A 24,527-nucleotide genomic window follows, 5' to 3' on the forward strand; every position below is an offset into this window, starting at 1 on the left:
GGCAACGCAGGACCTCTGAGACCCGGTTCGGGAGCCGCTGGTCCGAGCGGGGTGGCGAGGCGCACGGTACGCGCCTCGCCACCCCGCTCGGCTGTGTTCGTCCCCCTGCGCCCCGCCGCATCCGGAACGCGCCCGAACTGGCGCGTACGCGCTGCATATCCGCTGTTTTCCAGCGGTAGAAAGCCCCTTGGTGGCAATCTGCTCAACAGCAGATACGCAAAGTGGTAGTTGTACGCAGGCAGCCGGAGGTGCACGTCCCGTGGCGTCCAATGTCAATCCCACCGTCAGGCGACGCCGGCTGGGCCAGGAGCTGCGCAGGCTCCGCGAGCTCAAGGGCATGACAGCGGAGGAGGTGGCGGAGCGGTTGCTCGTTTCCCAGTCGAAGATCAGCCGGCTGGAGAACGGGCGCCGGAGCATCAGCCAGCGCGATGTCCGCGACCTGTGCGGGGTGTACGAGGTCGAGGACCAGCGGGTCGTCGAGTCCCTGATGGAGATGGCCAGGGATTCGCGTCAGCAAGGCTGGTGGCATGCGTTCGGCGACATTCCGTACAGCGTCTACATCGGCCTGGAGACGGACGCCGAGTCGCTGCGGGTGTACGAGCCCCAGCTGGTCACCGGACTGCTGCAGACCCGGGCGTACGCCGAGGCCCTGGTGCAGGGCGCGTTGCCGGAGACCTCCGCCGCCGACATCGAGAAGCGGGTGCAGGTCCGGATGCGGCGACAGGAACGCATCACCGCCGAACACAACCCCCTTCGGCTGTGGGTGGTGCTCGACGAGGCCGCGCTGCGCCGGCTCGTCGGCAGCAGGCTCGTCATGCGCGAGCAGCTGGAATACCTCATCGAGATGTCCCAGCAGCCGCACATCACCGTCCAGGTGCTGCCCTTCGAGTGCGGCGCCCATCCCGGCCTCAACGGCCAGTACGCCATCCTGGAGTTCGCCGACGCGGCCGACTCCAGCGTCGTCTACCTGGAGGGCGTGACCAGCGACCTCTACCTGGAGAAGGCCCACGACGTCCAGAAGTACGCCGTGATGTACGAGCACCTGCGCGCCCAGTCGCTGAACGTCGAGCAGTCCCGGCAGTTCATCGCCGACGCGGCGAAGGAGTACGCCCGCTGAGCCCGCCGGGTGCCCTCCCGGACGGAGAGCGCGAGATCGTACACCGGCGTAGCGCTCCCATGGAAGTCACCTTTGGAATATGCCATCCGGACGAGTGAACGGGTGCTCCAGGCGAGGAAGTTGGCTAGTAGCGTCGATCACGCCAACCGGTCAGAAAGGTTGGCGTGATCCGCACGACAGCAAGCACCACAGCAACTCGCTACAGGAGTGGACATGGCACTGCTTCAGGGCGCCACGGAGACGTGGACGAAGTCCTCCTATTCCGCAGGGAACGGGGCGTGCGTCGAGGTCAAGTCGCCGACGACCGCGGGACTCGCCGTACGCGACTCCAAGGTCGAGGAGGGCCCGGTCCTCGCGTTCCCGGCCGAGGCCTGGAACACCTTCGTGAACTCCGTCAAGGCGTAGGGGGGCATTCGCTGACCCACCGCTTCACGCTCCCGACGAAAACATCTGCACAAGCATCACCCGGAGCCCTCTCGACCAGCTCGCCGTCCTTGCCGAGGGGGCTCGGCTTGTGCCCGTCCCACCGGCCCATGGCCCACCGGTCCATGGCTGGCCGGCCCATGCCCCGGCCGACGCGTATCGCACTCCCGACGCACCTCACCGCACGGGGAACGCGACATCGCACACCGGGTCCCCCGGCCCGGCCGCGTCCCAGTCCGCGAAGTAGACCTCACGGCACGGCCCGTCGTACGCCAGGTCCGCCCGCCCGGCGATCCACCGCTCCACCGCCTCGAAGGCCGCCAGAATCTGCGGATGCGCCACCTGCGCCTTGCTGATCCGTGTGTACGCCAGCGTGCGCGCCGGCTCGACACGCACCGCCGTCTCCCAGGCCCGCCCGTGCCGCTCGGCCCAGGCCCGGGCCGCGGCCTCGTCCGTCACCGGCACACAGGCCTCGGCCGGTCCGTCGCTCTCCGCGGACACCTCGGCGTGGTACACGACGAACGGCGCCCCGGCCACACCCCCGCACTCCCGGGCCGCCGCCTCCAGACGGCCCAGCGCGGCGCCGATCCAGGCCGGCAGCTCGTTCGCCAGCGTGTGCCGCGTCTCGGTGATCACCACCTGCGCCGGCACCTCGACCGTCTCCACCGTGAACGTCTCGTACATCTGCGAACTCCCTCCGGACAGCCGTCCACGGAGGTATGCGGCGAGCGTCCGCTGCCCGGCGACCCGCGCCTCGACGTCCGCCCAGTAGGCGGCCAGCAGCCCGGCGGCGGTGTCACCGTCCGCCGCCTCCGACGCCTCGACCACCTCGGCGATACGGGCCAGCGGCATGTCCAGCTGGCGCAGCAGCGCCACCAGCCGGGCGCGCTCGGTCTGACCGGCGCGGTAGTAGCGGTAGCCGGTCACCTCGTCGACGTGCGCCGGGGCCAGCAGCCCGAGCCGGTCGTAGCGGCGCAGGGCCTTCGCCGAGAGCCGGGACCGCGCGGCGAACGCGCCGATCGTGAGCAGTTCCTCGTCCACGGCGTCCTCCACGGCCACATCCTCCGTCGCCGGGCGGATCCGTTCCACCCGGCGACGAGGAGGCTCGTCCCTGCCCCAGGGGCAAGGTCAAGCGGGCCCGGGGCCGCAGCCCGGGGCCTGGCTCAGGCCCGGTCCTGGCTCAGGCTCAGGCTCAGGGCTCCGGCTCAGGCGAGGGCGGCCTCGACCGCCGCCACGACCTCCGCCGACTCCGGCTCGGTCTGCGGCGCGAACCGGGCGACGACCTGCCCGTCGCGGCCGATCAGGAACTTCTCGAAGTTCCAGCGGATGTCCCCGGTGTGCCCCTCGCCGTCGGCGAATCCGACCAGACGGTCGTAGAGCGGATGCCGCCCCTCCCCGTTCACCTCGACCTTCTCGGTCATCGGGAAGGTCACGCCGTAGGTCGCCGAGCAGAACTCGGCGATCTCCTCGGCGCTGCCGGGCTCCTGGCCCATGAACTGGTTGCACGGCACCCCGAGCACGGTGAAGCCCTGCGCCGCGTACCGCTCCTGGAGCTTCTCCAGGCCCGTGTACTGCGGCGTCAGACCGCACTTGGAGGCCACGTTGACAATGAGCACGGCCTTGCCGTCGTAGCCCGGCAGGCCGGCCGGGCCGCCCTGCAGCGCACCGATCTCCACGTCGAGCACGGACCTGTTGTTCTCAGCAGTCGTCATGGACGGATGCTAACTCCGTCAGGTGGCGGCCCGGGTGTCCCACACCCCCGACGACCTCACAGGCCAGGCCCTGTGGCACGCCACCGGCAGGGTCGCGCAGGGGGTGGGTGCCACGCCGGCGGGCTCGGTGTCCCAACTCGCCTCGCCCGCCGCCGTGCTGACGCTCCTGGCGTTCGCGTCACTCGCCGTGACGCCGACGCCGGCTACTGCTGCTCGACGGGAGCGGACGGCTCCGCTGCCGGTTCCCTCGGCGCCGTGAGCTCCGCCGTCGGCCCGAACTTGTCGGCGACGGCGGCGATCTGCTCGATCCCGGCCCTGAGCGCGTCCGGCCCGGCCGGCCCGTCCAGCTCCCGCTCGTTCTTCTCGACCTCCTGGTCGAGCCGCTTGGTCGCCCGCTCGAAGTAGCGCAGCAGCTCCACCGGGAAGGGCATGACGAGGGTGGAGTTCTTCTCGGCGGCGACCTCCACGACCGTCTGCAGGAGGCGCAGCTGCATCGCCTCCGGGGTCTCCGCCATGATCCGGGACGCGTTGGCGAGCTGCTGCGCGGCCTGGAACTCACCGTCTGCCGTGATGACCCGGGCCCGCCGCTCCCGCTCGGCCTCCGCCTGCCGGGACATGGACCGCTTCAGCGACTCCGGGAGCTGTACGTCCTTGATCTCGACGCGGTCGATGTGGATGCCCCACTCCGCGGCCGGGCTGTCGATCATCAGGGCGAGCCCCTCGTGCAGCCGCTCCCGGTCGGTCAGCAGGTCGTCCAGGTCGCTCTTGCCGATGATGGAACGGAGCGAGGACTGGGCGACCTGGCCGACGGCGAAGATGTAGTCCTGCACCTCGATGGCCGCGCGGACCGGGTCGGTGACCCGGAAGTAGACGACGGCGTCCACCTTCACCGACACGTTGTCCTTGGTGATGCCCTCCTGCGTGGGCACCGGCATGGTGACCACCTGGACGTTCACCTTGCGCATCCGGTCGGCGAAGGGGATGAGGAAGGTGATCCCCGGCCGCCGGAAGTCCGGCAGCGCCTTGCCCAGGCGGAACACGACCCCACGTTCGACCTGGTTGACCACCCGCATCCCGCTGCGCAGCACGAGCAGGACCAGCACGACCGCCAGTACGACCCCTACAACGGCGCCGTCCATGGGCACACACTCCATTCTCGACGTGATCCGGACAAGAAGCCGGACAAGGATGAGGACACTTTCCGGCCCTCCGGGGATGCGGATACCGCGTTAGGAGTGCGTAAAGAAAACCAGTACCCGGGGAGCCGGGACAGGGTCGCCGGACGGCGCCGGACGCGGGGGACCGTGGCGCTGGACGCGGCGCCTGGACGTGGCGCCCGGACGAGGTTCCTGGCAGCGCGACCGTGGTGCCGGCCCCGGCGCGGGCTGCGCCGCCCCGCCCGTATGGGATATGATCATTCCAGAGCTGGTCGCCGTAACTGACGGTGGCTGGTGCTGCGTTGGTGGTCCAAGGAAAGACGCCCCGCTTCCTGCGGGGAAATGCAGGTGCAAGGCCTGCCCGGCGCTCCATCCCGAGGCCCGTCCACACCGGACGGGCCTCGCGCGTTTCCCGTCACGCGTCCGGCCCCCACCGCTCCGGCCCGCCGCCCCGCCAGTCGATCCACGGCGCCGCCGCGACATCCGCCGGGTCGATCTCCAACCCGGCCCGGCGAAGGAACTCGGCGACGTCGGTCACGTTGTGCGCGAGCCCGAGGATCTCCCCGTCCACGCGCACACGACGGCCGCCTGTCGGCGACGGCGGATGCACGATCACCCGTATCGGTCCGGACATGCCTTCAGGATCATCCTGGACGTACGGTCCCGCACTCCAGCCCGCCATCCGAGCCCCCTCAGCTTCCTGCCCCGTCCGACCGCCGCCCCAGGCCCCGCAGCTCCCACCACGCGGCCGGGGCCGGGCGGCGTTCCTGCCAGTAGGCATGGAAGAACACCTCAGCCGACAGCCGGTACAGCCGCCGGCGCAACTCGGTACGCCCGGGCCGCTCGGCGAGCTCCCGGTAGGTGGCGCTCCACTCCTGCTGCGCCCGGGCCAGGTCCGCGGGAAACGATCGCATGGCCGAATTCAATCATGTGTTCGATTTTTGAGTCCATCCGAGCCGGGGCGATGGTGTGACGGCGATCGGCAGTCGGCCCCGAGGTGGTCTGTGAGCGCAGAACCACCCCCACTGCCCGGCCAGACGAAACAGCTCCTCGCCCTCCTCCCCGAGCAGACCGTGGCCGAGGCCACGAGGTGACCACGGCACATACGGACTCGGCTCGTCCCCGAAGCTGACGGGGTGCGTCGACTCGTCCGAGTACGGGTAGCTGGTCACTTCGCACCGCTCGGGGGAGCGGGCGTCTTCGCCGGCGCCGACGCGGACGATCCGAGCGGGCTGAGCCCGGCGAGTTCGTTGCGTATACGGGTGGCGGTCGCCTACAGCACGCTCTCGCCCACGGTGAAGGTCATGCTGCGGACCGGGGCGAGTTCCTGCAGGTGCGCCGCATCGGCCGCGGTGGCGCGTCCCTGGGGTGAGGCGAACGCGGCGCGCAGGCCGTCCATCGTGTCCCACTCCAGCTCGGCGACCAGGTGGTAGGGCGCGCCGCCGCGGACGGCGACCAGGTCGCGGCCGATCGTGTAGCGGCGCAGCCCCGGCAGGCGGCGTACGAGCGGGATGTGGACGTCGTGGTAGTGCCGGTCGAATGCCGCGGAGTCCGCGGGTGTCTCGTACAGGGCGATGAAGCGGGCGGTCATCGAGCCGCCTTCCGGTAGCGGGTGAGGACGGCGGCACCGACCTGCTCGACGGCCAGGTACTCCAGCTCGGCGCGGGGGCCGTCGGTCGGGAAGAGCCGCCGACCGGTGCCGAGGACGGTGGGGAAGGCCAGCAGCCGGTACTCGTCGACCAGGTCCGCGGCCCTCAGCCGGTCCACGACGCTCAGGCTCCCGGTGACCACCACGTCCCGCCGCTCACGCTTGACGGCATCGACCAGGTCGCCGTCAAGGACCTGGGAGTTCCCCCATACCAGCGTGTCGGGGTGTGTCAGGGTGCGGGAGGCGACCAGCTTCGGCACGGTGTTCATCCGTGCGGCGAACGGGTCGTCGCGACCGGGCCACAGGCGGGAGAACAGCTGCCAGGTGGCACGCCCGAGCAGCAGCACGCCGTCGTCCAGCGCGCGGCCGAGCCGGAACTTGTCCCCGGCGACGGCCTCCGGGCCGTGCCGGAAGGCCCAGCCGCCCAGCGGCGTGCCGGCGGATCCGTCCGGGTCGGACACGATCCCGTCCAGGGTGATGAACTCGATGACGATGACACTCACGATGAGATTCCCTTCGGTCGGGTGCTCACCGGTACGTACCGGCCGCACCGCCCCGGCTCATCGCTCCCGGCGGAACTCGCCTGCGGGAATCCCGCGCGGCAGCTCGAAGGCGTCGAAGACGCGCGGATCGGCGAACACCACGTTGTGCGCGATACGGCCGTCGGCGACGGTGAAGACCTGCAGAGTGTGCAACCGGTGCCCGCCGCCGGGTTCCGGCGCGTACGCGGCGAGCGCGGGCTGCCCGTTGGCGGTCAGCTCCCGCACGCGCCAGCCCGTGCCACGCATCGTGAACACCCGCTCCATGAACCGTCCGTAGTCCCGGCCGCCCCGGTACCACAGCGGCACCGGCGGCATCTCCAGCACCGCGTCGTCGGCCAGCAGCCGCACCAAAGCGGGTACGTCCGCCGCCTCGAACGCCTGCATGTACCGTTGGACGACCGCCCGCACCTCGGGATCGTCCGGCTCGGTGACCGCACCGGCGTCGCCCACGCCGGCCAGAGCGGCACGGGCGCGCTGCAGCGCACTGTTGACCGCCGCGACCGTGGTCCCCAACTGCTCGGCCACCTCGGCGGCGGTGAATGCCAGCACCTCGCGCAGCACCAGCACCGCCCGCTGCCGCGCCGGCAGGACCTGCACCGCCGCCACCCACGCGAGCCGCAGATCGGCCCTGACCTCCACGTCGAACCGCGCGTCGGGGAACGGCTCCAGCCAGGGCACGTCGAGCGCGGGTACCAGCGGCGCTCCGGGATCGTCGCTCGGCGCCCCCAGCCCGGACGGCAGCGGACGCCGTCCGCGTCCCTCCAGCGCGGTCAGACACACGTTGGCCGCGATCCGGTACAGCCAGGTCCGCACCGAGGCGCGCGCCGGGTCGTACCGGTCGCGGGCTTTCCAGGCGCGCAGCAGAGTCTCCTGCACCAGATCCTCGGCCTCGTGGAACGAGCCCAGCATCCGGTAGCAGTACGCCACCAACTCACTCCGGTACGGCTCGAAATCCACCGGATCATCATGCCGCACACCGGCCTCGCGCGACCCGGGACGGAGCTTCGACAGAATCCGCCAGGCCTGAGCACCCCGCACCAGAGGACAGGCCCGGCTTGGGCCGTCCATCGATCCCCGGACGGGCCGACTGCACATCCTCGCTGCCCGCCGGCCTCGTCCACTCCGCCGGGCGCGGGGCCACCTGACGACCGAGGTCACCGGTGGCACCGGGGGCCACACCCCTGCCACAACGCGACCGGCGCGCCCACCCCGCAAGGGCGAACGCGCCGGTCGGCGACGGTGGTGCTCAGGGGCGCCGGACTAGTCGACGTCCACCGGACCGTCGTCCGACTTCCGGCCCTTGTTGGCGGGCAGCTGGAGCAGGCCGCTGCCGTTGCTCTCGCTCTCCCCGGAGCGGCGGCCGTCGGAGTCCTGGCCGCCCAGGTTCTGCCGGACCGAGTCGAGGATCGTCAGGCCCTGGGAGACCAGGCCGGCGGCGATCTCGCCGAGTCCGTCCGCGCCGTTGAGCACGTTGACGTTGGCCCCGGCGAGGCCGCCGGCGGCCTCCTTGACGATCTGCGGGAGCTGGTCGATCAGCATCCGGTCGAGCGCCACCCGGTCGTACGACGCGGCCGCCTCCGCCTGGATCTTCATCCGCTGCGCCTCGGCGGCGGCGAGGATCCTGACCCGCTCGGCCTCGGCCTCGGCGGGCTTCACGACCTCGGCGACCAGCTGCTGCTGGCGCAGCTTGGCCTGGCGCTGGGCCAGCTCCGTCTGGGCGTCGAGCACCTCCTGCTGGGCGTGCGCCTGTGCCAGCGGTCCGGCCTGCGCCGCCTGTGCCTGGGCACGGTCCACCTCGGCCGAGTACTCGGCCTTGACGATGGCGGTCTGGCGGGCGTACTCGGCCTGCTTGCGGGCCGCCGCCTGCTCCGCCTCGACCGAGGCCTGCGTGGCCTGGGCCTGGGCGATCTGGGCCTGCCGCTGGATGGCAGCCTTGTGCGGGGCGGACATCGCGTCGATGTAGCCGGTGTCGCCGTCGTCGATGGACTGAATCTGCAGTGAGTCGACGATCAGGCCGATCTTCGCCATCTCCGTCTTTGAGGTGTCCAGCACCTCGGCGGCGAGCTTCTGCCGCTCGGTGACGATCTCCTCGACCGTCATCGAGCCGATGATGGCCCGCAGGTGCCCGGCGAAGATCCGGCCGGTGAGCACCGACATCTGCTCCTGGTCGGAGAGGAACCGCTGGCCCGCGTTGATGATGCTTTCCTGGTCGTTGCCGACCTTGAAGGCGATGACCGCGCGCACGTGCAGCGCGATGCCCTGCCTGGTCACACAGGTCTCGGTGACCTCGGACTCACACATGGACAGTGTGAGGAACCGGACCTTCCGGAAGACCGGCACCACGAACTTCCCGTGCCCCGTGACCACTCGGAACGGCGCGCCCCCCAGTCCCCGCCTGCCCCCCGAGATCAGCATCGCCTCGTCGGGAGCGGGTACGCGGTATCCGAACATTCCTGTTACTCCTCAGCCGGCCTCGGCGCTGTCGCCGAGCGCGTCCAATGGATCCACCCACTCGATGACGCTTACCTCACGGCATCCCCGTGATTCGATCACGAGCACCGTCGCGCCGACGGGCAGGGGCTCCTCCGACCAGGCGAGGAACGTCTCCGAGCCGCCTCTGACCCGTACGAGGACTTCGCCGGGGCCGAGGGCACCGCGCGTTCCGATGAGCACCTTCCCCGTGCGGCCGATCACGGCCTCGTCCTGCGGCATCACCGGCCGTCCTCCTCATCCTGGCCTCACGATTCCGACGATAGACCTGTTCCGCGCGGGACCCAACGGCCGGGGAGGACCGTCCTGCGGAGCGGGAGGTTCCGGAAAGAGCCACGCGGGAGGCGGTCGGTGCGGGAGTCCCCCGGCGCGCCGCTCCGATCCGCGAGATGCCGGGCGACATGAAGGCAGATACGGCGTAAATGCCTCCAGGCTATGCGTAATTGCTCGCACGAGGGGCGCGGTGCACTGCCCGTATGGAGTGACCCGCAGGTGAGACGTGGCGGAGCCGTCACGTCTCACCTGCGGGTATCGGCGGTATCGGCGGCCGGCGGCGGGGTATCGGCGGGCATCTGCGGGCATCTGCGGGAGCAGGTCGGAATCGGATCGGAAGCGGTTGGCGGGTGCCCGCGGAAGCGGGCGGGGTGGTGTCGTGGACGGCGGTGAGGCCGGGCGACGCGGCGCGAGACGCGGTCGGCGGGGTGGTGCCGCGAAGGGGGAACAGTCAGATGCGGAGCAGCCCGCCGGCCCGGGGGACACGTCCGGGCCTCCGCCCGGCCTCGCCTTCGTCGTCGGGTTCGTGGTCGGGTTCGGGGTTCGGTCCGTGGTCGGGTTCGCGGTCGGGTCCGGGGTTCGGTCCGTCGTCGGGTTCGCGGTGGGGTCTGGGGTCTGGTCTGGGGTTCGGTCCGTGGTCGGGTTCGGGGGCTGGTCTGGGGTTCGGTCCGTGGTCGGGTCCGGGGGGTGGTCCGGGGCCCGGTCCGTCGTCGGGTTCCTGGTCGGGTTCGGGGGCCGGTCCGTCGTCAGTCCGCCGCGCGCAGCCCGAGCACCAGGTCGGCGAAGCGCTGCTCGACCGGGGCCAGGTCGGTCCGGGCCAGTTCCTGGGGCAGGATGACGATCCGGAGCTCGGGGGTCAGGGCGGGGTGGCGGCGGCAGGCCTCGATGAACGAGTCCACGATCAGGGCGGCCAGCTGGCCCCGGTCCAGGTCGGTGATCCGGGCCAGCCCGGAGCCGATCAGCGGGACGGCGACCGGCTTGAACAGGCCGTGCACCGCCACCGAGGCCCACAGGTTCTCCAGGCTCAGCCGCAGGTCGGCGTGGTTGGACCTGGCCACCAGGTCGTTGCCGAGTCGCGAATAGGCCGTGGCGAACACCCGCCGGCCGTCGACCGGCACCATCACGGTCGTGCCCACCGGGTAACGGACCCGCCGGCCCAGCGGCTTGGTCCGTACGGTCTCGGTGCCCACCGCCTTCACCGTGCGCAGCCCCGCCCGCAGCCGGTCGTCCAGCAGGCGGCGCCGCCCGGCGAACAGCCGGTCGACGAGCTGGCTCTGCAGGCTCTCGCGGCTGATCACCAGATCCTCGGCGGACTCCGTGTCGAAGGTGTCGGAGAACCCGATCACCAGGTTGGCGTCCACCTGGTCGAACAAGTCACCGCGCACCAGCACCACATCCGCCCGCTGGCCGGGCAACGGCACCCGGTGCCGGAGCAGTTCGGCCCCGTGCCGGGCGCGCAGCTCCGCGCGCAGCTCGTCGAGGACACGCGCGGCCTCGGCGTCGTCCGGATGCTCGTGGACGATCGACTCGGCGATCGGCAGGGCGAGTTCGGGACGCCCCAGATCGGTCTGCGCGCGGACCAGTTCACGACGGGCGGTGTCCAGGAGGGTGGTCAGGCGGCGTACGAAAGGCACCGCGAACCCCTCGCCGTTGACCTCGGCCAGCGGTCGGCCGCGCACCAGGGACAGCGCCTCGGCCAGCCGGTGCGCGGCGGTGGCCGGCGGTGCGAGCAGGGCCTCGCCGACGATGGCGGTGAACCTCGCGCTGTCCAGTTCCTCGGGCCGCAGCACCAGACGGTAGGCGGTCTCCGGGCCCTGCACGGTGACCTGCTGCTCGGTGCACAGGACCTGCGTGCCCACGCTGTCCTGGCCGGGGGCCAGTGCCCGCCGCAGCTCCAGGACCCGTTTCTGGACCTCGTTGCGGTTGCGCTGGTCCAGGTGGCGGGGCTCGTCCGCGAGTCCCCACACGTCGCGGCGCAGCTGCCGTACCGGCACCGCCTCGCCCGCGGCCGCCACCAGGCGGACCAGCAGCCGTGTCGTCAGAGGCGTCAGCCGGACCGGAACCCCGTCGACTTCGAGCTGGACCGGGCCCAGCACCTTCACCCGGATACGTGCTCTCCCACCGGCCATCCGCGTCGCCCCCCGGCGGTTCCACGTCACTCTGCGTCAGATCCAGTGACCGAAAGGTTATCATGATGCCCTGGGGAGTCCATGAGTTCGGGTGATCCCGCCGGTCTGGACCCGATACGGCCTCCGGACACCTTCCGGCCCGGTATCATCCGCCCCCTTCCGCGCCGCCCCGTCCTGCGCGCCCTTCAGCGCGGTCTTCCGTGCCCTCTTCCGCGCCCGCGGCTGCCGCGGGGCGCGCGGCGCGCCCGGCAGGCCTTCGTGCGGGACACGATGGTGGCGTTCGGCGGGCTGTCCGCCGTCTCCCAGGTCGTCGGCCCCTTCGTGCCGCACAGCGCCTCGGGCGCCGTCGTCGGGCTGTCGGTGGGGGCCTGCCTGGGCTGGGGGCTGCTGCGGTCCCGTCCGGTGACCCGGGTACGGCAGGTGTTCCGGCGGCCCGACATGACGGTGGTCGTCGAGGCGGGCGACGTGTTCGACCAGCCGGCCCATCTCGTCGTCGGGTTCTGCGACACCTTCGACACCCTCTCGGCCGGCGGCCGGCTCATCAACGCCGGCAGCGTGCAGGCGCAACTGCTGGACCGCCGCTACGGCGGCGACGTGCGCCGGCTGGACGCGGAGCTGGTCGCGGCGCTCGCCGCGGCCGGGCCGGTCGCGCGGGAGGAGCGGGCGGACAAGCCGCTCGGGAAGCTCGACCGTTACCCGGTCGGCACGGTGGCCGTGCTGGGCACCCGGCCGCGGCTGGTGTTCGGCGTGGCCTACAGCCGGATCGGCAACGACTACGTGGCCGCCTCCGGCGTGGAGGATCTGTGGCGGGGCCTGGGCGGACTGTGGGACGCGCTGCGCGCGCACGCCCAACTGGAGGCGGTGGCCATGCCTTTGGTCGGCTCGGGGCTGGCACGGCTCGGCCACCTCGACCGGGACAGCCTGCTCCGGCTGATCCTGATGTCCTTCGTGGCCCGCTCCCGGGAGGGTGCGATCTGCCGTGAACTGCGCGTGATCATAAGGCCCGAGGAACTGGACGGCGTCGACATGCGCGAACTGGCCGCGTTCCTGGCCGCGTTGGCGTCGGGCCCGGAGCGGTAGCTCATGTGTATGCATGCACATGTCGGCCACCGCCCCGTCCCTCGGCCTCCGCCCTTTGCTCGATGTGCGTCAGGCCAGTCGGCGGTAGGCCGCCAGATTCTCGAAGTGCGAGGTGTCCCGCCAGTCCGGCCGGGTGTCGTCGAGGTCGCACTCGGCGCCCTTGAGCCGTTCGACGATCTTCGAGATGGCGGTCTCGGAGCCGTCGAAGCGGATCACGTTGCGGCCCCCGAGGTCCGCGGCCGGCCGCACCTGGCCGACCTCCACGATGATCGTCCGCTCCGGATAGGCCATCAGCGCCATGCCGAGCTCGATCAGCACGTTCTGGCGGGGCTGGCCGGTCAGCCGGGTCTCGTACGAGGGTTCGTTGTCGCCCAGCAGGTGCGGATGGAGCTTGGCGACGTCGTCCGGGGTGAGCAGCACGAGCGCCGCCTGTGCCTGGGACAGCGCCTTCTCGATGACCTCGCCGAGGAACGGCGCGGTCCCCCCGGTGGCCCGTACCAGCCGCTCCCATTCCAGCGGGCGCAGGTCGAGCCGGCGCAGCAGCCCGAACATGGCCGTGCGGACCTCCTCGTCGCGGCCGTGCACCACGAAGACGCTGCGCCCGCGGGCGTGTTCCGCGCGCGCCTGGGCCGCTCGCGCCGCCTCCTGCTCGGCGGACCGCTGGTCCTGCTGCGGGGTGTTGTGGACGTTGTAGCCGAAGCCGCTGTTCCGGCCGCCGAGGATGTTCTGGCTGTTCTCGCCGAAGGTGTGGCCCTGGCTCATGGTCACTGTCCCGCCTTTCCTGAGGAACCGCCCTCTGGCGGCTGGAAGTTGTACCCGAAACCGCTGTTCACGCCGCCGAGGATGTTCTGGCTGTTGTCGCCCAGCAGGATGTTGGTCTGCGCGCGGTCGTGCTCGACGAGGTCCACGTCGTGCTCGTCGAGGAACGCGCGGATGTTGTGCAGCAGCCGGCGCTCGACGACCTGCATGTACTTCACCGCGTCGGACTGCTGGAAGAAGTGGTGGTACGTGTCGCTGGTGGCCAGTTCCCTGACGCTCGCCAGCGCGCCGCAGTTGAGCCAGCGGTTGACGTAACGGCCCAGCCGGAACTCGCTGGTGTCCGCCGCCCGGTCCGACTTCAGCACCGCGGCGGTGGCCCGCCTGGCCCTCCAGACCCGCCAGGGCTGGATCCACCGGACCGCCCACGACGGCAGGAACCGCTCCGGGACCAGCCACAGCGGCCACAGCCACAGCGCCACCCACCAGCGCAGCAGGGCCGTGCCCATGTCCCACGCCACCCGCACCGCCAGCCGCCGGTCGACGGCGGCGGGCAGCTGGTCCACGAGGTGGTAGTCCTCCACGAGCGGCCCGAGCACATAGGTGTAGAACTCGGTGTGCAGGGTGTTGCCCTTGATGTCGAACCCCACGAAGACCGAGGTCACCAGCTCCTCGTTCCAGGACCCGACGCGCACGCACAGGTATTCGCGGGCCGCGTCGTAGTCCTCCCGCCAGTGGATGGCGGGCAGGTCGTCCACGCTGGGCAGCTGGGACCAGCCGGCGCCCTTGGAGCGGTCGTCGGTGCGGATCGCGGTGGTGTAGCGGCGCTGCTCGACGGTCAGCCCCTCGATCCGCTCGTCGGTGCGGGCCTCGTCGCGCAGGTCGGCGGTGAGCCGGGCGGCGACCTGGCTGGTGATCTCGCGCACGGTGAACGGGACGACCTGCCTGCGCTCGACGGTGTCGAGGTCGGGCGGTGAACCGTCCGCGCTCTTGCGTGCCATGATCTGGGTCTTCGGGGCGCCGAGCAGCAACTGCGCGTTGGACCAGTCGCGCAGCGGCAGGCCCGCGCCGACGAAGGGCCGGTAGCCGCCGTAGAAGACCAGCCCGCTGCGGCCGGCCTGCTCGTGGTCGATCTTCCGGGCGAGTGCGGCGGTCAGCTTCGCGTGCGACGGGCAGGCACCGTCGAAGCCACCGTCCGGGCCGGTCTCCCGCACCCGGGTCATCAGGATGTGCAGGGTGGCGATCCGGCGCAGGTACGCCGCCGCCCACGGCACCCAGCACAGCAGGACGACACCGAGGAACGGATTGAGCACCCCGTTGGTGAGAAGCAGGAAGACCGCGAAGTCCACGCCGGCCGCGGCCCCCCACTGGATGCGGCGCAGCCGGCGGGCGGCGAGGGCGTGGGCGAGGACCGACACGGCGTCGTAGCCGTAGGAGGGCGCGACGACCCGGAAACGCCGGTGGAGCAGTTCCCGGATGACGGCGCGCCGGTAGCCGGGATCGAGGTAGGTGCCCGCGGACAGCAGCCGGGTGGCCCTGGTCCGCGCGTAGGCACGCTGTCCCGGCGGCTCCTGCGGTGCCGGGCCGGGCGGACGGGGGTCGAGTACGTGTGTGGCCATGGTGGTTCAGCGCTCCGCTCGTGCGGGCGCACCCTGCGGCACGCCCCGGTGGGTGTCAGCCGGTCTGGGTCGCCGTGCCGCTGGTGATCACGCCGTCCTGGACGGTGTAGGTGGCGTCGTACGTCCGCGTCGTGCCGTCCGTCTGCAGGGCATCGAGGGTCACCTGCACCTCGGTGCCGGTCACGGACACGATGTCGACGGTGTCCTGCGCGGTGGTGGCGTAACCTGAGACGAAGCTGTCGTAGCTGGAGTCCAGGTTCTTGCCGCCGAGGTCCCAGGCGGTCTGGTAGTCGTGGGCGGAGATCGCCGCGAAGTAGGCGGTGACGACGTCGCCCGGTCCGCCGCTCGCGCTCGCGTCCGGGGTGCCGGTGGCGGTGTCCGTCGGGTAGGTGTAGTCGTCGGTCGCGGTCGCCTCGGGGGTGCCGGTGTTGTCGTACGGCCATGCGGAGTCGGTCGTCGGGTCCGGGGACGCCGGCTGGTCGGCCGTGCCGTCGCTGTCCGAGCCCGTGCTGCCCGAGCCGAAGAGGCCCGAGCCGGACAACCCCGACCCCGACGAGTCCGACGATCCCGACGACCCGGACGACCCACCGGTCAGGCCGCCGATCAGGGTCAGGAGCACGGCCAACAGCAGGGGCGTGGCGATGACCACGAGCCCCCAGGTGCGGGCGGGGCCGTTCGGCGGTATCAGTCCCGGGGCCCGGTAGGAGGGTGGTGCGCGGTGGGCGGACAGCGGGTCGGGACGCTCGGCGTGCGGCGTCAGCCCTGGGTCGGTCATGGGGTTCTCCAGCGGTCACGGCAGTGCACCGCACCCGCCCCCGGCCGCGGGGCCGGACGGTGAACAACGGGGCGCGGCAGTGAGGTTGATGCCTCCGATGCGACCAGCGCCGTCGCTTCCGTGACCAGAACCGAGCTGCTTCCGATCCGCTTCCGGCCCGCTCCAGGGCCCTCCCGGCCGCCGGATCCGCCGCCTGCGCCCCAGACATGAGAGAACTCCCCGCCCGCCCCCGTGGCAACACCGGATCCGGCCACGGCAACCACAGACAGGTCAGGGACATCGGGCGGTGAGGGCCGGGGGAGGGGGAGGGCTCAGGAACCGGCCGATGCCGGTCCGCCGGCCCGGTCCTTCCGGCAGGAGCGGCGTTGCTGTTTCCAGGCGGCCCCGAGCGGCCGGAGCGGCGTTGCTGTTTCCAGGCGGCCCCGAGCGGCCGGAGCTCCGGGGCACCGGGGGTGGTGCGCGAGCGGCTCCGGTGCGGTGGGGGAGTGCGGCGACGGCGGGCAGCTGGTCGAGAGCTCCGCGACGACGTCCGCGCACCGGCCGCGGCCGGCGGATGCGGGGCCCCGCGCGGTAGGGCCGGGCGGCCGTGGGGCAGCATCTGCTCAGTCGCCGCCTGCCTTGTGAGGGTTCATCATGCGTTCTGTCGATCGTGCCGTGCCGCCCGTCCTGCTCGCCTGCCTGCTGCTGTCGGGCTGTTCCTCGCTCGGAACCCCGACGTCCACCACGACCCGGAGCCCGGCGGCGGGGGCGCCGCGATCGGCGGCGCCCGCCTCCGGGAAGGCGATCGCGGTGGGCGCGGGTCCGCAGCGGCACTACGTGGTACAGCAGCAGCCGGCCGCGGGCAGCTGCCACTACCGCTACGAGCACGGGGAGCCGCTGGAGGACCCCGCCTGCACGCCGGGCGCGATATCGCCCGCGGTGACGCAGGCGAACCTGAAGTCGACGATATGCCGCAAGGGCGGCTACACCTCCGGCGTGCGTCCCTCCGCGTACGTGACGGGCAAGGAGAAGAAGCTCGACGCCGCGTCGTACGGCTACACCGGCTCCATGTCGGACGCCGAGTACGACCACCTGATAAGCCTTCAGCTGGGCGGTGACCCCAACGACCCGCGCAACCTGTGGGTGGAGCCGGCCGACCCGGGCCACAAGAAGGGAGCCGGGGTGAACAACAAGAAGGACCCGGTGGAGACGAAGCTGCACACCGCGGTCTGCGCCGGCAAGGTCACCCTCGCCGCCGCACAGCAGGCCATCGTCACCGACTGGACCACCGCCCTCACCCGCCTCGGCCTCGACTGACCGCCGCCGCGCGGGCGCCGGGAGCGGGTACCGCCTCCGCCGGAGCACCGACGAAGGCGGTACAGCCGACGGGCAGGGACTGTGCGGGGCGGTGCCTGCGGCGGGCGGACGGTGCCTGCGGCGGACGGTGTCTGCGGCGGGTGGTGCTTGCGGCGGGCAGTGACTGCGTCGCCCGGCCGACCGCAGTCCCCCGCCCCGCCACCGCCCGCGGCCGCGCTGCGAGCGGCGCGCTCCGGATCGTCCCGGCCATCTCGCGGCGGGGCGGCGACGACCGCCCGGTCGTCGCCGCCGATGCCGGCAGGGGGGGCGGACCCGCCGTCCGCCGGAGCGCGCTGCGCCAAGTGTCAGGACGGCGGCTGGAGTACCGCGTCGATGACGTAGACGGTGGCGTTCGCGGCCTCGATGTTGCCGCAGACGATGTTCGCCTTGCCGTTGACCTTGAAGTCGGTGCCCGAGCCCGACGTGGTCAGCTTGCTGCCTTCCAGCGTCGTGAAGGAGCCGTGGGAGAGCTGGTTCGGAGTGATCCGCTGGTCCACGACGTGGTAGGTCAGCACCTTCTTCAACTGCCCCTGGTTGGCGAGGAGCGACGACAGCTGCGACGCGGTCATCCCCTGGAACGCCTTGTTGTTGGGGGCGAAGACGGTGATGTTTCGCTTCCCGTCGAGGGTGCCGTTCAGCTGCGCCCTGACCGCGGCGGAGACCAGGTTGCTGAGCTGCGGATACGCGGCCGCGGCCTCCACGACCTTGTCCCTGATCGTGCTGGCCTTCTGGGCGAGCCCCGCACAGCCGGGACCGAAGGTGCCCGACGGACTGGGAGACGCGTCCTGTGCCTGGCTCTGCGGCGCTGTACCACCCAGCGCCAGGGGGACGGCGACCAGGGCTGCCGCCGTGGCCTTTGCTGTGCGCGTGCGCATGCGAGTGAAGTTCATCGCAACCTTCCTCCCGTGGAGGTATGAACACTGCGGGGGTCTGGACTGCGGAATTCTTCGTTTCCGGGACGAGGACGGGGCGGCTGCAGCGCCATGGTCTCGGGGCATCGTCACCCGGCCACTCAACGAGCGTACCCAGCGGTAGCCGATACCCGCATCCGGGAGCCCGGCCGCGGCGAACGCCGGCTGCCGGGTGGCGGCCCGAGCTGCTGTGTGCTGCCGCTGTCCACTCGGCGGTGCCCCGCGGGCGAACCATCACGCCGCCGCGACGCCGACGCGCCCGCACGCCCCCGCTGTCCGCCCCTCCGCCGGCTCGCGCGGCGCCCCGCGCTCGGTCCGTCTTTCTCCGACGACCCCGAAACCCACTTCGAAAGTGTAGCGATCATGACAATTCCGGGTAAGCATGCCGACATGCCTCCACGCCGATTACGCCGATCACGTTCGGGAAGCCGTCGATCACGTCCGGGCGCCCGACGCCTCACCGGACGCCTCACCGCGATCGTCGCCGTCGCGGTGCTGGTGCTGGCGGGCTGTGACAGCGGCGGCACCCCGCACCCGGCCGACGGCCGGCAGCAGCTGACCGTGGCGGCGCTGCCGCTCACCGACTCCGCCGCCCTCTATCTCGCCCGGGACCGCGGGCTGTTCGCCAAAGAGGGCCTGGACGTGCGCATCCAGCCCGTGCAGCAGAGCATCCAGGCGCTGCCCGCGCTGCTCAAGGGCCAGGTGGACGTCATCGCGAGCGCGAACTACGTCACCTACCTCCAGGCGTACGCGAAGGGCACCCTGGACCTGCGCATTCTCGCCGAGGGCGTGCGGATCGCCCCGCACATGATGGATGTCCTCGTGCCCAAGGACTCCGCCCTGAAGTCGCCCGCCGACCTCGCAGGCAAGAAGGTCGCCGTCGCCGTCCTGAACAACGTCCAGTCCCTGACCCTGAACGCGATCCTCGACGCCCGGCACGCCGGCCGGCCCGTCTACCGGCAGATCCTGTTTCCGCAGATGGGCGCCGCCCTGCAGCGGAGCCAGGTGGACGCCGTCCACGCGGTCGAGCCCTTCGACACGGCCATCCAGGGCGAACTGGGCGCGAGGGTGCTGCTCGACGGCGGTTCCGGACCCGCCAACGGCCTGCCCGCCAGCGGGTACGTCACCACGGCCGCCTTCGTGAAGAAGAACCCGAAGGCGGCGGCGGGCTTCCGGCGTGCCGTCGAGGCGGCGTCCAAGCTGGCCGCCGGGAACCCGGCGGCGGTACGCGCCGAACTGCCCAAGTACGCCAAGGTGACCGCGGACCAGGCCGCGTCGATCCACCTGCCGGCCTATCCGCCGACCGCCGATCCGGCCGCCCTGCGCCGGCTCGTCCGGCTCATGCGCACCCAGGGACTGCTGACGAAGGACTTCGACCCCGCGCCCCTGCTGGTGAGATGACCCGGCGTCAGGAGCTGCTGCTGGGGCTGCTCGGCGCGGCGGCGGCCTTCGGGATCTGTGAGGGGGTGGCCCGGGCCGGGATCGTCCGGCGCAGCTATCTGCCGCCCGCGTCCGAAGTCGTCTTCCGCGCCGTGCGGTTGGCGGGGGACCCGGCCTTCCTCGACGGGATCGGGGTGACCCTGCGGGCGTGGGCGCTCGGCCTCGGGCTCGCCTGCGCGCTCGCCGTGCCGCTGGGGCTGCTGCTGGGCACGGTGCCGGTGGTGGAGGCCGCCGTACGGGCCGTGATCGAGTTCCTGCGGCCCCTGCCGTCCGTCGCGCTGATCCCGCTGGTGTCCCTGCTGCTCGGGTCCGGCACCCGGACGGAGGTGACCCTGATCGCGTACGCCTCGCTGTGGCCGGTGCTGTTCAACACCGTCTACGGCCTCGGCGAGACCGACCCGCTGGCCAGGGACACCCTGCGCGCCTTCGGGTTCGGCCGGCTCGCGGTGCTGCTGCGGGTGGACCTCCCGGCCACCGCCCCGTTCATCGCCGCCGGCGTGCGGATCTCGGCCGCGGTCGCCCTGATCCTCGCCGTCGCGACGGAGATCCTCGCCGGCTTCGGCCAGGGCCTCGGCATCTTCATCGCCCAGGCCCAGTTCGAGACGGACGGCACGCGGGACGTGCTGGCCGGGGTGGTGTGGGCGGGCGGCCTCGGACTGGTGATCAACGCCGCACTGGTCGGCGCCGAACGCCGGTTGTTCGCCTGGGCCCACGAACCCCGCGCGCAGGCGGGTAAGCCGGAGCGGAGCCGCCGCCCATGACACAGCCGCAGCCGAACCAGCCACCGGAGCCGCACCCGAACAAGCCGCCGCAGCCGGCCCCGGCCCCGCAACCGCAGTCGGCCACGCAGCCGCAGCCGCAGCCGCAGCCGCAGCCGGACTCGGCCCCGGAGCTGCAGCCGGAGCCGGAGCCGCAGCCGGACCCGGACCAGCCGCCGCAGCCGCAGTCGGCCACACAGCCGGACCCGGACCCGGACCCGCAGCCGGACCCGGACCAGCCGCAGTCGGCCACACAGCCGGACCCGGACCCGCAGCCGGACCCGGACCCGCAGCCGGACCCGGACCAGCCGCCGCAGCCGCAGTCGGCCCCGCAGCCGCAGCCGGACCAGCAACCGCAACCACAGCCGCCCGGCCGACATCCCGGAGCCGCCGCCCCCACCCCGCCCCACCCCACGGCCGTGCCCTTCCTGCTGCGCTGGGTGGTGTTCCTCGGTGCCGTCGTCTGCTGGGAGTTGGGGGCCCGGACCCGGCACAGCGTGTACTTCCCGCCGCCGCTGCGGATCGTCCGGCACGCCCGCGACCTCTGGTTCTCCGGCCCCGCCACCCGTCTGTTCCTCACCTCGGACGCCGTCGGCACCATCCTGCCGAGCCTGGGGCGGATGGCGGCCGGGTTCACGCTCGCCGCCGTCGCCGGGATCGCCCTCGGAATCGCGGTGGGCCGTTCACGCCGGGCGTACGCGCTGTGCAACCCGGTGCTCCAATTCGCGCGGGCCGTGCCGCCGCCCGCGCTGGTGCCGGTGTTCGTCGTCGTCTTCGACGTCGGTACGCCCATGCAGGTGGCGTCGATCGTGTTCGGCGCCGTGTGGCCGGTGCTGGTCAACTCGGCCGAGGGCGCCCGTGCCACCGACCCGCTCCGGCTCCAGGTGGCGGCCGTGCTGCGGCTCACCGCACCCGAGCGGCTGTGGTTCCTGATCCTGCCGTCGGCGCTGCCGCGGATCTTCGCGGGGCTGAGGCTCAGCCTGTCGCTGTGCCTGATCCTGATGGTGTTCTCGGAACTGCTGCCGGGCAGTGCCGACGGCATCGGGTTCACGCTCACCGACGCCCAGACGCGCTCCGACCTGCTCACGGTGTGGTCGGCGCTGCTGCTGCTCGGCGTACTCGGCTGGCTCCTCAACACCGGCCTGCTGGCGGTCGAGAAACGGCTCCTCGGCCCGGGAACGCCCGCGGCGTCGACCAAAGGGAGGACCGCATGACGAACGCCACGACGGTACGCGAGGCGGTCGTACGATTCCTGCGCGACACCGGCATGACCACGGTCTTCGGCAATCCGGGCTCCACGGAGCTGCGGATGTTCCGTGACTGGCCGGACGACTTCACCTACGTGCTGGGTCTGCAGGAGTCCGTCGCCGTCGGCATGGCGGCCGGACACGCGCTCGGCACCCGGCGGGCCGCGTTCGTCTCCCTGCACTCGGCCGGCGGCGTGGGGCACGCGCTCGGCGCGGTGTTCAACGCCTTCCGCGACCGGGTCCCGTTGGTGATCGTGGCGGGTCAGCAGGCACGCTCGCTGATCCAGCTGCGGCCGTTCCTGGGCGCTGACGAACCGGCCCTGTTCCCGCGCCCGTACGTGAAGTACGCGCGCCAGCCGGAGCGGGCCGAGGACGTGCCGGCCGTGCTCGCCGAGGCGTACCGGCTGGCGATGACGCCGCCACGCGGACCGGCGTTCGTGTCGGTGCCCGAGGACGACTGGGACCGGCCCGCCGAGCCCGTCGCGCCCCGCACGCTGTACTCGGAGTTCACGGCCGCCCCGGCGGCTCTGGCCGCGCTCGCCGCCCGGCTGGAGAACTGCGCACGCCCGGCGCTCGTCGTCGGTCCGGGCGTGGCCGACGAGGACGCCCAGGAACCGGTCCGCGCGCTGGCCGAGCGGATCCGGGCCGGGGTGTGGATCAGCCCGCTCTCCGGCCGTTCCGGCTTCCCCGAGCCGCACCCCCTCTTCCAGGGCTTCCTGCCACCGGTCGCCCGTCAACTCGCCGAGCGCCTCGCCCCGTACGACCTGGTCGTCGCCCTCGGCGCCCCGCTGTTCACCTACCACGTGGCGGACGGCGGCCCGCCGCTCGCGCCCGGCACCGAGCTGTTCCACCTGGACTGCGACCCCGCCCAGGCCGCCTGGCTGCCCACCGGCACCAGCATCGTCACCACCCTGCGGCCCGCGCTGACCCAGCTCCTCGGACTGCTGCGGGAACCCCACCGCGCCCCGCCACCGCCGCGTCCGGCCCCGCCCCCGGCCGGCGCCGCGGGACACATCACCCCGGAACTGGTCTTCGACCTCCTGCACACCCGGCTGCCACGTGACCGCGTCCTCGTCGAGGAGGCCCCGAGCCACCGCGACACGCTGCACGCGCGCGTGCCCATCGCGTCGAGCGGCGGCTTCCTCACGACGGGCAGCGGGGCACTCGGCTGGGGCCTGCCCCTCGCGGTGGGGCGGGCCCTCGCCGACCGGCGCCGGGTGGTGTGCGTGGTCGGGGACGGCTCGGCGCTGTACGCGGTGCAGGCGCTGTGGACCGCGGCCCGCCATACCGCACCGGTCACCTACGTCCTGCTGGACAACGGCGGTTACGCGGCCGTCCGCGCGCTGGGCCGCCGCATCGGCGTCGCACCCGTCCCCGGCACGCACATCGCGGGCATCGACTTCCCGGCCCTCGCCGAATCCCTCGGCTGCCCCGCGGCCCGCGCGGAGCACCCCGGGGAACTGCCTGCCGCCCTGGACCACGCCCTGGACCGCGGTGACGACGCCGGCCCCTTCCTCCTGCACCTCGCGATGACCGACGGCGCGGACACCCTCTACGAGCCCTGGGCCCGGTGAGGAGATGCTGCGTCTCGACTCCGTCAGCCGGCACTTCGGCGACCAGCACGTCCTGGACGACATCACCCTGACCGTGCCCGACGGCCAGCTCCTCAGCGTGGTCGGCCCCTCCGGGTGCGGCAAGTCCACCCTGCTGCGCACCATCGCCGGCCTGCTGCCCGCACAGCAGGGCGCCGTCACGGTCGACGGCACCCCGGTCACCGGCGTCCCGGAACGGCTCGCGGTCGTCTTCCAGGAGTACGGCCGCTCCCTCCTGCCCTGGCTCACCGTCTGCGACAACGTGGCCCTGCCGCTGCGCCGCCGTGGCCTGCCCCGCGCCGCCCGCCGCGCCGAGGCCGAGACGATCCTCGAACGGGTCGGCCTGCCCGGCGCCGCCCGCCGTCACCCCCGGGAACTCTCGGGCGGCATGCAGCAACGCGTCGCCATCGCCCGCGCCCTGGTCTGCCGGCCGTCCCTCCTCCTCATGGACGAGCCCTTCGGTTCTCTGGACGCGGGCACCCGTGAGGACCTCGAGGACCTTCTCCTGGAAGTCCACCGCACCGACGACACGACCATCGTCTTCGTCACCCACGACATCGACGAGAGCGTGTACGTCGGCGACCGCGTCGTCGTCCTCTCCCCGGGCCCGGGCTCCCGCATCATCCGTGACCTCCCGGTCCCCCTGCCCCGCGACCGCGACCAGCTCACCACGCGCGGCTCTGCCACGTTCGTGTCACTGCGCACGGAGGTGGGCCGGGCGGTGCGAGGCGCTCCGCGGTGAGAGCGCTTCGCGGGGAGGGCCGCAGCCACCAGGGCGAAGCGCCGCGCGCCGACCCCGCACGGCCGACCCCGGACGGCCGCCCGGCGCAGGGTGCCCGCCGTGGCGGTGCCCCACGGCCGGGGTGTTCGCTGTGCGCGGGACCTACGAACGTACGGCGGCGAACGCCTGGTCGACGAGGTTCGTCAACGGGCGGGCGCCCTCGGCCTCGGTCCACGCCACCGCCGCGACGTCGAGACAGCTCAGGGCTGCCGAGACCAGCGCGCGCGCCGCCAGGGCCTCGGCCTGCGGCTGTCCGGAGTCTCGTAGGCGCTTCTCGACGTGCGGAACCAGTATCTGCTGCCAGCGCAGATGCTTGTCGAGCATGGCCGTGCGCAGCGAGGCGGTGGTGGCGAGCATCTTCGCTCGCCGCAAGCCGAGTTCGTCCTCTTCCAGCGAGTCGACGCACACCTCGAGCGCGTGCCGTAGCGCGGTCCACGGGTCCTCGTCGGCCGGTCGGAGTTCCAACGCCGCCGCGACATCGTGGCCGAGTTCGACGAGCCCGCCGATCACCATGTCTTCCTTGGTGTCGAAGTACCGGAACAGGCTCCGGCCGGACATGCCGACCGCGGCCGCGACCTGTTTGACCGTCGTCGCCTCGAAACCCTGAGCAAGGAACAGCTGCATCGCCTTGGCCGCGATCTCGGCGCGGACCGCTCGCCGTGCGACGTCGCGCATGCCACCGGGTTCCGTCGTTGCCGCCGTGTCCGCCATCCCAGCAGCGTAACGCGCCACGTTTGTCAGT

At 72.3% G+C, this 24,527-nt stretch carries 25 protein-coding genes; 9 read left to right on the forward strand and 16 right to left on the reverse strand.

The window, feature by feature from the left end; all coding sequences use genetic code 11:
* Positions 1-259 precede the first annotated feature (259 nt).
* Together LQ326_RS05140 and LQ326_RS05145 are read left to right on the forward strand one after the other, a co-directional pair.
* A complete protein-coding gene (locus LQ326_RS05140; protein WP_093501737.1) occupies positions 260-1,117 on the forward strand; it encodes a helix-turn-helix domain-containing protein in 858 nt (285 codons plus the stop codon).
* 213 nt (positions 1,118-1,330) lie between these two features.
* Positions 1,331-1,522 (forward strand): DUF397 domain-containing protein, encoded by a 192-nt coding sequence (locus LQ326_RS05145; RefSeq protein ID WP_181808939.1) that lies wholly within the window; start codon positions 1,331-1,333, stop codon positions 1,520-1,522.
* A gap of 195 nt (positions 1,523-1,717) precedes the next feature.
* On the opposite strand, the gene LQ326_RS05150 is transcribed toward LQ326_RS05145, so the two are convergent.
* From LQ326_RS05150 to LQ326_RS05200, 11 genes are all read right to left on the reverse strand, one after another.
* A complete protein-coding gene (locus tag LQ326_RS05150) occupies positions 1,718-2,593 on the reverse strand; it encodes a MerR family transcriptional regulator (RefSeq protein WP_372496733.1) in 876 nt (291 codons plus the stop codon).
* 152 nt (positions 2,594-2,745) lie between these two features.
* A complete protein-coding gene (locus tag LQ326_RS05155) occupies positions 2,746-3,252 on the reverse strand; it encodes a glutathione peroxidase (RefSeq protein WP_234533064.1) in 507 nt (168 codons plus the stop codon).
* Positions 3,253-3,455: 203 nt separating this feature from the next.
* Positions 3,456-4,391, reverse strand: coding sequence for a slipin family protein (locus tag LQ326_RS05160; protein WP_234533066.1), 936 nt, complete (start codon positions 4,389-4,391; stop codon positions 3,456-3,458).
* A gap of 433 nt (positions 4,392-4,824) precedes the next feature.
* Positions 4,825-5,043 (reverse strand): hypothetical protein, encoded by a 219-nt coding sequence (locus LQ326_RS05165; RefSeq protein WP_234533069.1) that lies wholly within the window; start codon positions 5,041-5,043, stop codon positions 4,825-4,827.
* Positions 5,044-5,101: 58 nt separating this feature from the next.
* Positions 5,102-5,323 carry a DUF8825 domain-containing protein gene (locus LQ326_RS05170; protein ID WP_234533070.1) on the reverse strand — a complete coding sequence of 74 codons (222 nt, stop codon included), beginning with the start codon at positions 5,321-5,323 and terminating at the stop codon, positions 5,102-5,104.
* Between the two features lie 359 nt (positions 5,324-5,682).
* Positions 5,683-6,000 carry an EthD family reductase gene (locus tag LQ326_RS05175; RefSeq protein WP_234533072.1) on the reverse strand — a complete coding sequence of 106 codons (318 nt, stop codon included), beginning with the start codon at positions 5,998-6,000 and terminating at the stop codon, positions 5,683-5,685.
* Positions 5,997-6,560 (reverse strand): dihydrofolate reductase family protein, encoded by a 564-nt coding sequence (locus LQ326_RS05180; protein ID WP_234533074.1) that lies wholly within the window; start codon positions 6,558-6,560, stop codon positions 5,997-5,999. The genes LQ326_RS05175 and LQ326_RS05180 overlap by 4 nt, the downstream gene beginning before the upstream one ends.
* Before the next feature lie 57 nt (positions 6,561-6,617).
* The gene (locus LQ326_RS05185; RefSeq protein ID WP_308401851.1) at positions 6,618-7,574 is read right to left on the reverse strand and encodes a sigma-70 family RNA polymerase sigma factor; all 957 of its coding nucleotides are present in this window, start codon (positions 7,572-7,574) and stop codon (positions 6,618-6,620) included.
* 285 nt (positions 7,575-7,859) lie between these two features.
* On the reverse strand, positions 7,860-9,050 hold the full coding sequence (locus tag LQ326_RS05190; protein ID WP_234533087.1) for an SPFH domain-containing protein: 1,191 nt from the start codon (positions 9,048-9,050) through the stop codon (positions 7,860-7,862).
* 12 nt (positions 9,051-9,062) lie between these two features.
* Entirely contained in the window at positions 9,063-9,311 is a 249-nt protein-coding gene (locus tag LQ326_RS05195) for an NfeD C-terminal domain-containing protein (RefSeq protein WP_234533088.1), read from the reverse strand.
* A 797-nt stretch (positions 9,312-10,108) separates the two neighbouring features.
* Positions 10,109-11,491 carry an AfsR/SARP family transcriptional regulator gene (locus LQ326_RS05200; protein WP_234533090.1) on the reverse strand — a complete coding sequence of 461 codons (1,383 nt, stop codon included), beginning with the start codon at positions 11,489-11,491 and terminating at the stop codon, positions 10,109-10,111.
* A 258-nt stretch (positions 11,492-11,749) separates the two neighbouring features.
* Here LQ326_RS05200 and LQ326_RS05205 point away from each other — a divergent pair, with 258 nt between their 5' ends.
* Entirely contained in the window at positions 11,750-12,571 is an 822-nt protein-coding gene (locus LQ326_RS05205) for a macro domain-containing protein (protein WP_234533092.1), read from the forward strand.
* A gap of 69 nt (positions 12,572-12,640) precedes the next feature.
* Here the strand turns inward: LQ326_RS05205 and LQ326_RS05210 are convergent, their stop codons facing one another.
* From LQ326_RS05210 to LQ326_RS05220, 3 genes are read right to left on the reverse strand one after another with little or no spacing between them, the layout of a single operon-like run.
* Positions 12,641-13,333: a TIR domain-containing protein gene (locus tag LQ326_RS05210; RefSeq protein WP_234533604.1), complete on the reverse strand. Its 693-nt coding sequence runs from the start codon at positions 13,331-13,333 to the stop codon at positions 12,641-12,643.
* A gap of 2 nt (positions 13,334-13,335) precedes the next feature.
* Positions 13,336-14,946 (reverse strand): AbeC-like domain-containing protein, encoded by a 1,611-nt coding sequence (locus LQ326_RS05215; RefSeq protein ID WP_234533094.1) that lies wholly within the window; start codon positions 14,944-14,946, stop codon positions 13,336-13,338.
* A gap of 55 nt (positions 14,947-15,001) precedes the next feature.
* Positions 15,002-15,721, reverse strand: coding sequence for a hypothetical protein (locus LQ326_RS05220; protein WP_234533096.1), 720 nt, complete (start codon positions 15,719-15,721; stop codon positions 15,002-15,004).
* A gap of 633 nt (positions 15,722-16,354) precedes the next feature.
* Between LQ326_RS05220 and LQ326_RS05225 the strand changes: the two genes are divergently transcribed.
* Positions 16,355-17,017: a hypothetical protein gene (locus LQ326_RS05225; RefSeq protein WP_234533099.1), complete on the forward strand. Its 663-nt coding sequence runs from the start codon at positions 16,355-16,357 to the stop codon at positions 17,015-17,017.
* A 344-nt stretch (positions 17,018-17,361) separates the two neighbouring features.
* Here LQ326_RS05225 and LQ326_RS05230 read toward each other — a convergent pair whose 3' ends face one another.
* Positions 17,362-17,946 (reverse strand): fasciclin domain-containing protein, encoded by a 585-nt coding sequence (locus tag LQ326_RS05230; protein ID WP_234533101.1) that lies wholly within the window; start codon positions 17,944-17,946, stop codon positions 17,362-17,364.
* 513 nt (positions 17,947-18,459) lie between these two features.
* Here LQ326_RS05230 and LQ326_RS05235 point away from each other — a divergent pair.
* From LQ326_RS05235 to LQ326_RS05255, 5 genes are read left to right on the forward strand one after another with little or no spacing between them, the layout of a single operon-like run.
* Entirely contained in the window at positions 18,460-19,368 is a 909-nt protein-coding gene (locus tag LQ326_RS05235) for an ABC transporter substrate-binding protein (RefSeq protein ID WP_234533103.1), read from the forward strand.
* A complete protein-coding gene (locus tag LQ326_RS05240) occupies positions 19,365-20,168 on the forward strand; it encodes an ABC transporter permease (RefSeq protein WP_234533104.1) in 804 nt (267 codons plus the stop codon). The genes LQ326_RS05235 and LQ326_RS05240 overlap by 4 nt, the downstream gene beginning before the upstream one ends.
* On the forward strand, positions 20,165-21,379 hold the full coding sequence (locus tag LQ326_RS48245; protein WP_308401852.1) for an ABC transporter permease: 1,215 nt from the start codon (positions 20,165-20,167) through the stop codon (positions 21,377-21,379). The genes LQ326_RS05240 and LQ326_RS48245 overlap by 4 nt, the downstream gene beginning before the upstream one ends.
* Positions 21,376-22,986 carry a benzoylformate decarboxylase gene (mdlC, locus tag LQ326_RS05250; RefSeq protein WP_234533114.1) on the forward strand — a complete coding sequence of 537 codons (1,611 nt, stop codon included), beginning with the start codon at positions 21,376-21,378 and terminating at the stop codon, positions 22,984-22,986. The genes LQ326_RS48245 and mdlC overlap by 4 nt, the downstream gene beginning before the upstream one ends.
* Positions 22,987-22,990: 4 nt before the next feature.
* Positions 22,991-23,746 (forward strand): ABC transporter ATP-binding protein, encoded by a 756-nt coding sequence (locus tag LQ326_RS05255; protein ID WP_234533115.1) that lies wholly within the window; start codon positions 22,991-22,993, stop codon positions 23,744-23,746.
* A gap of 141 nt (positions 23,747-23,887) precedes the next feature.
* Here LQ326_RS05255 and LQ326_RS05260 read toward each other — a convergent pair whose 3' ends face one another.
* Complete coding sequence (locus LQ326_RS05260; protein ID WP_234533117.1) at positions 23,888-24,460, reverse strand: TetR/AcrR family transcriptional regulator; 573 nt, start codon at positions 24,458-24,460, stop codon at positions 23,888-23,890.
* Positions 24,461-24,527 lie beyond the last annotated feature (67 nt).

It is taken from the genome of Streptomyces shenzhenensis (genome assembly GCF_021462265.1).
In the GTDB taxonomy this organism is placed as follows: Bacteria; Actinomycetota; Actinomycetes; order Streptomycetales; family Streptomycetaceae; genus Streptomyces; species Streptomyces shenzhenensis.